8 protein-coding genes are annotated in these 11773 nt (G+C 62.7%); all 8 read left to right on the top strand.

What is annotated here, in order from left to right:
- The first annotated feature begins 72 nt into the window (after positions 1 to 72).
- Positions 73 to 1650 (top strand): peptide ABC transporter substrate-binding protein, encoded by a 1578-nt coding sequence (locus BTW08_RS01790; RefSeq protein ID WP_075560800.1) that lies wholly within the window; start codon positions 73 to 75, stop codon positions 1648 to 1650.
- Between the two features lie 255 nt (positions 1651 to 1905).
- On the top strand, positions 1906 to 3504 hold the full coding sequence (locus BTW08_RS01785; RefSeq protein ID WP_075560799.1) for a peptide ABC transporter substrate-binding protein: 1599 nt from the start codon (positions 1906 to 1908) through the stop codon (positions 3502 to 3504).
- Positions 3505 to 3534: 30 nt separating this feature from the next.
- Positions 3535 to 4458: a C40 family peptidase gene (locus BTW08_RS01780; RefSeq protein WP_075560798.1), complete on the top strand. Its 924-nt coding sequence runs from the start codon at positions 3535 to 3537 to the stop codon at positions 4456 to 4458.
- 244 nt (positions 4459 to 4702) lie between these two features.
- Complete coding sequence (locus BTW08_RS01775; protein WP_075560797.1) at positions 4703 to 6307, top strand: peptide ABC transporter substrate-binding protein; 1605 nt, start codon at positions 4703 to 4705, stop codon at positions 6305 to 6307.
- A gap of 76 nt (positions 6308 to 6383) precedes the next feature.
- Entirely contained in the window at positions 6384 to 7988 is a 1605-nt protein-coding gene (locus BTW08_RS01770) for a peptide ABC transporter substrate-binding protein (protein ID WP_246837618.1), read from the top strand.
- Between the two features lie 43 nt (positions 7989 to 8031).
- Positions 8032 to 8958, top strand: a complete 927-nt coding sequence (gene oppB / locus BTW08_RS01765) for an oligopeptide ABC transporter permease OppB (RefSeq protein WP_075560796.1) — start codon at positions 8032 to 8034, stop codon at positions 8956 to 8958.
- 109 nt (positions 8959 to 9067) lie between these two features.
- Positions 9068 to 10042, top strand: coding sequence for an ABC transporter permease subunit (locus BTW08_RS01760; protein ID WP_083627624.1), 975 nt, complete (start codon positions 9068 to 9070; stop codon positions 10040 to 10042).
- A 10-nt stretch (positions 10043 to 10052) separates the two neighbouring features.
- Positions 10053 to 11654, top strand: a complete 1602-nt coding sequence (locus BTW08_RS01755) for an ABC transporter ATP-binding protein (protein WP_075560795.1) — start codon at positions 10053 to 10055, stop codon at positions 11652 to 11654.
- Positions 11655 to 11773: the final 119 nt, after the last annotated feature.

The following is an 11773-nucleotide window of genomic DNA, read 5'->3' as shown; positions in this document are numbered from 1 at the left end:
CTGCCGATCCATGATCTTTTGTCCGCGATCATCGTTCGACCACCGACAATCATTCAAAGGGATGCCGTTTTCATGTTACCGACTCGACTCGCAGCCGCCATTGGTCTCGCTGCCGGATTGACCGCCCTGCCCATCCAGGCCGCGACGCTTCAGGTGGGCATCTCCGGCGACCCCGCCTCGCTCAGCCCGGCCAGGATCACGGGCGGCGTGTGGGAAGAGGATGTCCTGCGGGATATCTTCGAAGGCCCGATCGCCATCGATGCCGACGGCCAGATCATTCCCGGCGCCGCCGAGAGCTGGGATATCTCCGACGACGGCAAGACCTACACCTTTCATCTACGTGACGGCCTCGAATGGTCGGACGGCGAGCCGTTGACCGCCGACGATTTCGTCTACGCCTATCGCCACCAGGTCGATCCGAAGACCGCCTCCAACTATGCCCATCGCCTTTACCCGGTGGTCAACGCCCAGGCGATCAACGGCGGCAGCAAGCCGCTCGATTCGCTGGGCGTGGAATCCCTGGACGAGGGCAGGACACTCAAGATCACGCTGAATTCACCCACCGTCTATTTTCTGAAAACGCTGGTGCTGCCGTTCGCCTATCCGATCCCGAAGCACGTCGTCGACGAGTTCGGCGATGACTGGAGCGATCCGTCGCATATCGCGGTCAACGGCGCGTTCAAGCCGGTGAAGTGGGTCTCCAACACCGAGCTGGATACGGTCAAGAACGATCGTTTCCACGACGCCGACAACGTCAGCCTCGACGGCGTCGACTATTTCCCGCTGGAGGACAAGAACGCCGGCATCCAGCGCTTCCGCGCCGGAGAGCTGGATATCTTGCGTGACTACCCGGCGGCGCAGTATCCGCGTCTGTCGGAAAACCTGCCCGACGCCACCCATCTGTTCCCGTCGCTGGGCACCTACTACTACGTGTTCAACCTGCGCGACGGCTCCCCCGTCGCCGACAAGCGCGTGCGCGAGGCGCTGAGTCTGGTCATTCGCCGCGACGTGATCGCCAAGCAGCTGCTGAAAGGTGGCGTCGAGCCGGCGACCTCACTCGTTCCCCCGGGCACCAGCGATTACCAGGCCCAGTCCCAGCCGGGGCTCAACGACGACATGGACAGTCGACTGGCCAGAGCCAAATCGCTGATGAAAGAGGCCGGATACGGCCCGAACAAGCCGCTCGAACTGACCCTGCGTTTCAACAGCGGCGACGAGCACCGTCAGATCGCGGTGGCCGTGGCGGCGATGTGGAAGCCGCTGGGGGTCGAGGTCGAACTGCGTAACACCGAAGCCAACGTTCACTACGCCGACCTGATGGAGGGCGATTTCCAGGTCGCCCGCGCCGCCTGGATCTCCAGCTACGACGACGCCCAAAACTTCCTGCAACTGCTGTCGGCGGAAACCAACAACTACGGCGGCTACCAGGATGATGACTACAATCAATTGGTCACCCGGTCGGAGGCCGAACAGGACCCGGCCAAGCGCGCCCAGCTGATGCAGCAGGCCGAAGCGCTGGCGCTGGCCGACTACCCGCTGACACCGATCTATACCTACAGCTCGCGCAGTCTGGTCAACCCGGCCATCGAAGGCTGGAACGACAACGCGCTGGACATGCACGCCTCGCGCTGGATCCATTTGCCGGAGTGACTAGACCAACGTCTAACTGTTACTGAAATCACAACCCGGGCGGCGCCCCAGCCGCCCTCACGCGGCCCTATGCGTGAAATGAAACGAACCATCGAGCATTTGTATTAGACGCCTCATGAGGTTCGCGCGAAGGTAGCGCATCGATACTAGGGCGCGCCGCCTGTCGGTTCAGACATGACGCGCCCGATTGGCCTACAGCGAAAGTTTCATAACAGATTTCCCAAATTTCCCAGAACAAAAAGTCGGAGTTCACAGATGTCGAAACTGCAACTTCCCCGCACCCTGTTTCCCCTCAGCGCCCTGGCGCTGGCCACCTCCCTGATGGCCTCGCCGGCGCTAGCCGAAACGCTCAACATCGGCGTTCAGGGCGAGCTCGCCTCGTTCGATACCTCACAGGTCTCCGGTGGCGTGTGGGAATCCCAGGTGTTGATGGACGTCTACGAAGGCCTGCTGAAGGAGTCTCCCGACGGCGAGCTGCTGCCAGGCATGGCAACCAAGTGGGAAGTCTCCGACGACGGCAAGACCTATACTTTTCATATGCGTGACGACGCCGAGTGGTCAGACGGCAAGCCGGTGACAGCCGAGGACTTCGTGTTCGGCTGGCAGCATCTGCTGGCGCCGGAAAACGCCTCCAAGTACGCCTACATGCTCTATCCGGTCGTCAACGCCGAGGCGGTCAATACGGGTGACAAACCGCTCGATGCGCTGGGCGTCGAGTCACTGGACGACGGCAAGACGTTCAAGGTTCACTTGGACCACCCCACGCCTTACTTCCTGCAGCTGCTGATCCACTACACCACCTATCCCGCGCCGAAACACCTGGTCGACAAGTACGGCAAGGATTGGGTCAAATTCGACCACATCGCCACCAACGGGGCGTTCAAGCCGGTGGACTGGGTATCGCAGTCGAAGATCAGCGTCGAGAAAAGCCCGACCTATTATGACGCCAAAGACGTCTCCCTGGACGGCGTCAACTATTTCACGGTGGAAGACCGCAATTCCGGCATCTCTCGCTTTCGTGCCGGCGAGCTGGATGTGCTGACTGACTACCCGTCCAGTCGCTATCAGTGGTTGACCGACAATCTGCCCGATGCCACCCACATGAGCCCGTATCTCGGCTCCTATTACTACGTGCTCAACAATCGCGACGGCAGCCCCACCGCCGACAAGCGCGTGCGCGAGGCGCTCAACCTGGCGGTTCGTCGCGAGGTGCTCTCCAAGCAGATCATGGCCGGCAGCTTCAAGGCTTCGACCGCCATGGTGCCGCCAGGCGTCAGCCACTACGACACCCAGCACATGGATCTCGGCAGCGACGACATGGACGATCGCATGGCACGCGCCAAGAAACTGCTGAAGGAAGCCGGCTACGGTCCCGATCATCCGCTCGACCTGCGCCTGCGCTACAACACCAGTGACGAGCACAAGAAGATCGCCATCGCCGTGGCTGCCATGTGGAAACCGCTGGGCGTGAACGTGCAGATGATCAATTCCGAAGCCACCGTTCACTACCAGACCATTCAGCAGGGCGACTTCGATGTGGCGCGTGCCGGCTGGATCGCCGACTACAACGATGCCGAGAATTTCCTCACCCTGCTGCATACCGGTGTCGGCAACAACTACGGCGCCTATTCCAATCCCGAGTACGACAAGCTGATGGATCAGGCGGCGCAGACCCAGGATCTCGACGAGCGCGAGAACGTGCTGGAGAAAGCGGAGAACGTGGCACTCGACGATTATGCGTTCATTCCCATGCTGACCTACGTCACCCGCAATCTGGTGAGCCCGAAACTCGAAGGCTGGGAAGACAACGTCAAAGACAACCATCCGTCGCGCTGGGTCCACTTCTCGGAGTGATGGCTTGAACTGTCGACCGGGAACCTTGGCATGAGCTGCGTCGCTGTCGCCGTCGCCGGATTGTGGGCCTCGCCCGAAGCGCCGCGGGCAATCGATGCCCCGGCGCTGGCCAATCCGGTTCTGCTCGAGCGCTGGTTGGCGGCACTGGATGACGACACGCGCCTCACCCTGTGCCAGGAAAAATTGCTCGCCACCCAAGTGCTGCTGGACACGCCGGTCGAGATCCTCGAGCGAACGGTCGATAGCCAGGGCCTCGAATGGTGCCGCGTGATGGTGCCCAGCCAGGCCTCCTCGCTAGACGATCGCGGCTATCCCGGTTGGCTGCCGGCGCGACAATTACACGATGACCCCGGCTGCCGCCCTGATCACGACGATAGAGCTTGCGTCATTGCGCCAATCACCTGGTTGAGAGGGTTGCCGTCGGGCGAGTCGCTGAAGTTGAGCTTTCTGACGCGGCTGCGCCTGGCCACGTCTCCCGACGGTGAAGATTCCTCCCGCGTCTGGGTGGAGACGTCGCTCGGCCGGGGTTGGTTGCCACGCGACAGCGTCCATCTGCCGGGCGAGGGTTTCCCGGCGACTGCCGCGACGCTGGAAACGCTGGGGCGGCGCTTCGACGGCCTGCGCTATCTGTGGGCCGGCAACTCGAGCTTCGGTTACGACTGCTCGGGGCTGGTTCACAGCCTGTTCGCCGCCGTGGATATCGCATTGCCGCGCGATGCTCACGATCAGGTCAAGACGGGGCAGCCGGTTGAGCCAGGCGATCGATGTGCGGGCGATCTGCTGTTTTTCGAGAAGCCCAACGACGAAGGCCGGCTGGTGGTCGATCACGTCGCGCTCTATCTCGGCGAGGACCGCATGCTGCATTCGCCGACCAACAACGCGCGGATCGAATGTCGTCGCCTCGGCGGCAGCGATTATGCAAGACAGTTGTGCGCCGTGCGCCGCTATTTATGACGGGCGCTGTCTTTGAAGGGCTATGTCTTAGACGGGCGCTGTCTTTGAAGGGCTATGTCTTAGACGGGCGATGTCTTTGAAGGGCAATGTCTTTGAAGGGCTACGTCTGACGAGAAAATCGGCGGCAGACGCAGGGTAGCGCTAGTATCGAGTCGGGAGCGGTTTTCCCAGTACGACCATCGACGACAACAAATCGGCGACAACAAGCGACGACAACAAGCGACGACAACGGACGAACTCGATCATGCCCGAATTCCATTACCGCGCCGGACGCCGGCGCCGCCTGTGGCTACCCCTGCTGCTGGGGACGCTCGCATTTGCCAACACCACCCTGGCAGCGACCCTGGAGATCGGCATCCAGGGCGAGCCGGCCTCGCTGGATACCGCGCGGATCGGCGGCACCACCTGGGAAAACGACGTCCTGGGAGATCTCTTCGAGGGCCTGGTCACGTTGGACCCGGGCGGTGACTACATTCCCGGCGCGGCCAGTAGTTGGGACATCAGTGGCGACGGCACCGTCTATACCTTCAAGCTGCGCGACGACGCCAACTGGTCGGACGGCGAACCCGTGGTCGCCAAGGACTTCGTGCTCGCTTTCCAGCGCCTGTTCGATCCGGCCAATGGCGCGGTCTACGCCAGCCTGTTCTACCCGATTCGCGGCGCCGAAGCGCACACCAAGGGTGAAAAAGACGCCCCGGCTCTCGGCGTCGAAGCCGTCGACGCCAAGACGCTGAAGATCACGCTCGATCAACCGACGCCCTACTTCCCGACGCTGCTGGCGCATATCGCGGCGTCGCCCGTGCCCTCGCATCTGGTCGAGCAATTCGGCAACGACTGGACCCAGATGGACCACATCGCCACCAATGGCGCCTTTACCCCGGCCAGCTGGGTTTCCCACGATCACATCGCCGCGCGCAAGAACCCCGAGTTCCATGCCGCCGGCGACGTGGCTCTCGACGGCGTCGACTACTATCCGGTCGAGGATCGCAGCGCCGGCCTCCAGCGCTTCCGCGCCGGAGGTCTGGATATCGTCCGCGACTTCTCGCCGGATCGATATCAGTGGTTGCAACAAAACCTGCCCGACGCCGTTCATCTCGCGCCGCAGCTGGCCAACTACTACTTCGCGCTCAACCAGCGCGATGGCCACCCGACTGCCGACAAGCGCGTGCGCGAAGCGCTCAACCTGGCCATCCGTCGCGATGTCATCGCCAAGCAGATCATGGGTGGCGTCGTTTCCCCCGCCAGCGGTTTCGTGCCCGACGGCGTCAGCCATTTCGAGGCCCAGACCATGCCTGGCCTGGATCAGTCGATGGACGACCGGGTCGCCAAGGCCATAGGCCTGCTCGAGGACGCCGGCTACGACGCCGACCATCCGCTGGAACTGACCCTGCGCTACTCCACCACCGAGGCCAACAAGCGCATCGCCGTGGCGCTGGCCGCGATGTGGCAGCCGCTGGGCGTCGAGACGCAGCTGATCAACGCCGAAGGCGCGGTTCACTACGCCGAGCTTGCCGCCGGCAACTTCGATGTCGGACGCGGTAGCTGGGTCGCCGATTTCGATGATGCCAGCAACTTCCTCGGCATTTTGCAGAGCGATTCGCCCAAGAACTACGGCGGCTACCAAAGCGATGCCTTCGATCAGCTGATGGATCAGGCCAGCCGCGAAACCGACATGGATGCGCGTCAACGACTGCTCGAGCAGGCCGAGCGCCAGGCGCTCTCCGACTATGCGGTGGCGCCGATCTACGTCGACGTCTCGCGCAATCTGGTCAATCCGGAGCTGGCCGGGTGGAAAGACAACGCGCTCAATCGACACCTGTCGCGCTGGTTCTCGCTCGAGGCCGATTGACGACATAACAACTCGAATCACCAGCCCGTCGAATCGCACAATGGCTGCGATCGGCGGCCGGGGGACGCATTACACGATGACTTCGAAACACCACAAGATGATTTCACCTCGAACATTGGCCGCGCTGGGAAGCCTCACGCTGGGCGCTTTGGCCGGCCCGGCACAGGCCTTTTCGGTCGATATCGCCAACGGCGCCGAGCCGGGCTCTCTCGATCCGCAGAAGACCAACGGCGTCTGGGAAACCCGTATCACCCGGGCGCTGTTCGAACGGCTGGTCAGTTACGCTGCCGATGGCAGCCTCGAGCCTGGCCTTGCCGAAAGCTGGGAGATCAGCGACGACGGCAAGACGTACACTTTCCATCTCCGCGATGCCGAATGGTCGGATGGCGAGCCGATCACCGCGGACGACGCCGTGTTCGCGCTGCGCCGTGTGCTGGAACCGACGATCGCCAACCAGAACGCCAATCTCTATTACCCCATCGTCAACGCTCGAGCGGTCAACACCGGCAAGAAGGACGGCAGCGCGCTCGGCGTCGAGACCATCGACACCCACACGCTGCGCATTCACCTCACCCAGCCCACCGCCTGGTTCCTGCAGGCGCTGGCGATGACCGAAGCGTCACCGCTGCCCGAGCACGTGCTGGCCAAGGCTGGCGATGGCTGGGTCGAGCCGGGCAACACCGTCTCCAGCGGCGCCTTTACGCTGAGCCAGTGGCAGCCGCAGTCGCAGATCGTGGTGACCCGGAATTCGCGCTACTACGACGTCGACGAGGTCGCCGTCGACAAGGCCGTGTTCTATCCGATCGATGATGCCAACGCCGCGCTGAATCGCTTCCGTACCGGGGAGATGGACATCGCCTATTCGAGCGTGCCCGCCTCGCGTTTCGACTGGGCTCGGGAAAACCTGGGTGAGGCGCTCCGGGTCGGGCCGCTGACCGCCGAATATTTCTACATGTTCAACCTCCACGACGGCCAGCCGCTGGCAGATAAACGCGTCCGCGAAGCCCTCAACCTGGCCGTCCGCCGCGACGTCATCACCGACCAGATTCTGGGTCAGGGCCAGACACCCTCGTTCTGGTACGTGCCGCGCAACACCGCCAATGCGCCGCAGGGCGAACTCGAGTTCGCCGACCTGTCGCTGGACGAGCGCATGACACGCGCCAGGAAGTTGATGCAGGAAGCGGGGTACGGTCCCGATCATCCGCTGCATCTTCGGCTCAATTACAACACCCTCGAGGATCACAAGAAGATCGCGGTGGCCGTGGCCGCGATGTGGAAGCCGCTGGGCGTGGAGGTCGAACTGATCAACGCCGAAGCCGCGGTGCACTACGCCACGATTCGAGAAGGCAACTTCGAAGTCGCGCGCTACGGCATGGTGGCGACCATCAACGATCCGTTCGATTTTCTCAATGCCTACGCCGACAACGGCTCGGCCAGCCAGAGCAGCGGCTATCACGATGCGGAGTACGACGCGCTGGTCGCCGCCAGCACAGCGGAGCTCGATCCTCAGAAACGCCGCCAGTTGATGACCCGTGCCCAGCAGCGACTGCTGGACGACTACGCGCTGCTGCCACTCTACGACTACGTCTCCGTTCACCTAGTCTCTCCCCGACTTCAGGGCTGGGAGAGCAATCCGATGGACGTTCACCCGCTGCGCTATCTCCAGGAGAGCGAGCAATGATTCTCTCTAATACGCCGCTGCGTTCCGGCTCAGGTGATTCCGCATGCTGATCTACACCCTCAAGCGCCTGTTGCAGGCGATCCCCACGTTGCTGATCGTGATCACGATCTCGTTCTTCCTGATGCGGGTGGCGCCGGGCGGGCCGTTCGACGGCGAGCGCCAGCTGCCGCCGGAGATCGAAGCCAACCTGATGGCGGCGTATCACCTCGACGAGCCGCTGCCGATGCAGTATCTGCGCTACATGGGCAATCTGCTGCAGGGCGATTTCGGGCCGTCGTTCAAATACAAGGACTTCTCGGTCACCGAACTGATCATGCAGGGGTTCCCGGTCAGTCTGGAAATCGGGGGGCTGGCGATTCTACTCGCACTGATTGTCGGGCTGCCGCTGGGCATCGCGGCGGCGATCAAACGCAACTCGACCGTCGATTACGTGGTCATGGGGACGGCGCTGACCGGTATCGCGGTGCCCAACTTCGTGCTGGCACCCATCTTCGCGCTGGTGTTCGGCGTGCTGCTGGGCTGGCTGCCGGCGGGCGGCTGGAACGGCGGCGCCCTGCCCAATCTGGTACTGCCGGTGGTAGCACTGTCGATCCAGCAGATCGCCTATATCGCCCGGATGATGCGCGCCAGCATGATCGAGGTGCTGGGTAGCCACTTCATCCGCACCGCCCGGGCCAAGGGTCTCAACGAGGGCGAGGTGCTCTGGCGCCATGCGATTCGTCCCGCCCTGCTGCCGGTGATGTCCTATCTCGGTCCGGCCATCGCCGGGATCATCACCGGCTCGGTGGTGATCGAGCAGATCTTCGGCATCCCCGGTATCGGCCGCTATTTCGTCCAGGGCGCCCTCAACCGCGATTACACCCTGGTGATGGGCACCGTGGTCTTCTACGGCGTGCTGATCGTGTTGATGAACCTGATCGTCGACCTGCTCTACTCCGCGCTCGATCCGCAGATTCGCTATGACGACTGATTCATTACAACAACGACGCCATGACAACGAATCGACCATGACAACTAAACGACCATGAAAAAGACCGATCCACAACTTCATTCATGCTTACAACCCGGGGAGGCCGCTGATGACCAGTGACACCAAGCCCTACAGCGGCGAACAGGCCCACGGTGCGCCGCTGCCCGCCGGCGGCCCCAATCCGCCCCGCTCTCCGGAGCCGGAAGCCGACGTCGCCCCGGTAGGCGCTGCCCCTATTGGTGAAAGCCTGGCCAAGGATGCCTGGCGACGGCTCTCTCAAAACCGGGCTGCCATGCTCAGCCTCGGTCTGCTGATCGCCATCATCGTGGTGTGTATCGTCGGTCCGTGGCTGCTGCCATGGGGACTCGCCGAGGTCGACTGGAATGCTTTCGGCACAGGCCCCACGCTGGAAAACGCGCATTATCTCGGCACCGACGCCAACGGTCGCGATCTGCTCACCCGCGTGCTCTACGGCGGACGCGTCTCGCTATCGGTGGCACTGGTCGCGTCGTTCGTCAGTCTGGTGATCGGCGTACTCTACGGCGCGATCTCGGGCTATCTGGGCGGCCGCGTCGACAACTACATGATGCGTTTCGTCGATATCATGTATTCGCTGCCGTTCATGTTCCTGGTGATCCTGTTGATGGTGGTGTTCGGGCGCAACATCTTCCTGATCTACGCCGCCATCGGGGCGGTGGAGTGGCTCGACATGGCACGCATCGTGCGCGGCCAGACGCTGGCACTGAAGCGGCGGGAATTCATCGAGGCCGCCCATGCGCTGGGCGTGCGCGACACCAAGATCGTCACCCGCCATCTGATTCCCAACGCCATCGGCCCGGTGATCATCTACGTCACCCTGACCGTGCCCAAGGTGATCCTGCTCGAGAGCTTCCTGTCGTTCCTGGGCCTCGGCGTGCAGGAACCGCTGACCAGTTGGGGCGTACTGATCTCCGAAGGCGTCGACATGATGGAGAGTGCGCCGTGGATGCTGCTGGTACCGTCGATCTTCCTCGCGCTCACGCTTTTCTGTCTCAACTTCCTGGGCGATGGGCTGCGAGATGCCCTCGACCCCCGCACGCGCTGAGGACATATCGATGACTCAATCTCTGCTCGAAATCGACAAGCTCAGCGTCACTTTCCAGCTGCCCAATGGCCCGGTGACGGCGGTCAAGGACGTCAGCTTCTCCATCGCCGAAGGCGAGACGCTGGCGCTGGTGGGCGAATCCGGCTCCGGCAAGTCGGTGACATCGACCGCCGCCATGCGTCTGCTGCCGGAGCTTGCCGAGACCAGCGGTGCGATCCGCTTCAACGGCGAGAACCTGCTGGAGGTTACGCCCAAGCGCATGCGCCGGGTTCGCGGCAACGATATCTCGATGATCTTTCAGGAGCCGATGACCTCGCTCAACCCGCTGCATCGCATCGGCCGCCAGATCGGTGAAGTGCTGATCCGTCACAAGCAGCTCAAGGGCAAGGCCAACCGCCAGCGCGTGCTCGAGCTGTTGAATCAGGTCGGCATTCCCGAGCCGGAACGACGCATCGACAGCTACCCCTACGAGCTCTCCGGCGGTCAGCGACAACGCGTGATGATCGCCATGGCCCTGGCCGGCGAGCCCAAGCTGTTGATCGCCGACGAACCGACCACGGCGCTGGACGTTACCGTACAGGCGCAGATTCTCGAGCTGCTCAAGTCGCTGCAGGCCAAATACGGCATGGCGATTCTGTTCATCACCCATGACTTGAGCATCGTTCGGCACTTCGCCGATCACGTCGCGGTGATGCGCTACGGCGAAGTGGTCGAGAGCGGCCGCACGCTCGATGTCTTCGACAACCCTCAGCACGAATACACCCGCATGCTGCTGGACGCGATTCCGCGCGGACGCAAGGAGCCCGCGCCGGCGGATTCGCCGGTACTGCTGAGCGGGCAAGACGTCAAGGTGCGCTTCGCGCTCAAGAAGCGTCTGTTCGGCAAGAACGAGTACTTCGAGGCCGTGCGGGGTATCGACCTGTCGATTCGCCGCGGGCAGACGCTGGGTATCGTCGGCGAGTCCGGTTCCGGCAAGTCCACGCTCGGCCGCGCCCTGCTGCGGCTGCTGAAATCCGAAGGTGAAATCCGCTTCGAAGAGGCCGACATCTCCGGGCTCGACAAATCCGGGATGCGCCCGCTGCGCTCGCGCCTGCAGGTGGTGTTCCAGGATCCCTTCGGCTCGCTCTCTCCGCGCATGACGGTAGGCGACATCATCAGCGAAGGCCTCAAGGTTCACCATCCCGAGCTGAATCGTCGCCAGCGCGAGGCCGAGGTCATCGCGGCACTCGAGGAGGTCGCGCTGGATCCGTCGATGCGTAATCGCTATCCGCACGAATTCTCCGGCGGCCAGCGCCAGCGCATTGCCATCGCCCGCGCGCTGATCCTCAAACCCGAGCTGCTGCTGCTCGACGAGCCGACCTCGGCGCTCGATCGCTCGGTGCAGGTGCGCGTCATCGATCTGCTGCGGGACCTGCAGAAGAAGCACGGCCTGACCTATCTGTTCATCAGCCACGATCTGTCGGTCGTTCGCGCGCTCTCCGATGATGTGCTGGTGATGAAAGAAGGTCGCGTCATCGAACAGGGCTCGACGGAGATGATCTTCAGTCAGCCCAAAGAGGCCTATACCCAGGCGCTGCTCAAGGCGGCGTTTCTGGAAAGCGAAGCGGCCTAGCGCCCTTCTCTATCCAATAATAATAGATTTGGCCGCAGGCGCCTCACGGCGTCTGCTTAGGGCGCTTGCGGCTAAAAAGCGGGGAATAGCCCCAAAACCCACTCCTGCAAGGGAGCTCA

The sequence above is a fragment of the Salinicola sp. MH3R3-1 genome, assembly GCF_001937155.1.
GTDB classification, from domain to species: Bacteria; Pseudomonadota; Gammaproteobacteria; order Pseudomonadales; family Halomonadaceae; genus Salinicola; species Salinicola halophyticus.
This window is presented reverse-complemented; position numbering and strand designations above follow the sequence as displayed.

Coding starts and splice junctions, on each gene's coding strand:
- oppB (WP_075560796.1), top strand. CDS start 8,032: ATGCTGATCTACACCCTCAAGCGCCTGTTGCAGGCGATCCCCACGTTG.
- BTW08_RS01760 (WP_083627624.1), top strand. CDS start 9,068: ATGACCAGTGACACCAAGCCCTACAGCGGCGAACAGGCCCACGGTGCG.
- BTW08_RS01785 (WP_075560799.1), top strand. CDS start 1,906: ATGTCGAAACTGCAACTTCCCCGCACCCTGTTTCCCCTCAGCGCCCTG.
- BTW08_RS01775 (WP_075560797.1), top strand. CDS start 4,703: ATGCCCGAATTCCATTACCGCGCCGGACGCCGGCGCCGCCTGTGGCTA.
- BTW08_RS01755 (WP_075560795.1), top strand. CDS start 10,053: ATGACTCAATCTCTGCTCGAAATCGACAAGCTCAGCGTCACTTTCCAG.
- BTW08_RS01770 (WP_246837618.1), top strand. CDS start 6,384: ATGACTTCGAAACACCACAAGATGATTTCACCTCGAACATTGGCCGCG.
- BTW08_RS01790 (WP_075560800.1), top strand. CDS start 73: ATGTTACCGACTCGACTCGCAGCCGCCATTGGTCTCGCTGCCGGATTG.
- BTW08_RS01780 (WP_075560798.1), top strand. CDS start 3,535: ATGAGCTGCGTCGCTGTCGCCGTCGCCGGATTGTGGGCCTCGCCCGAA.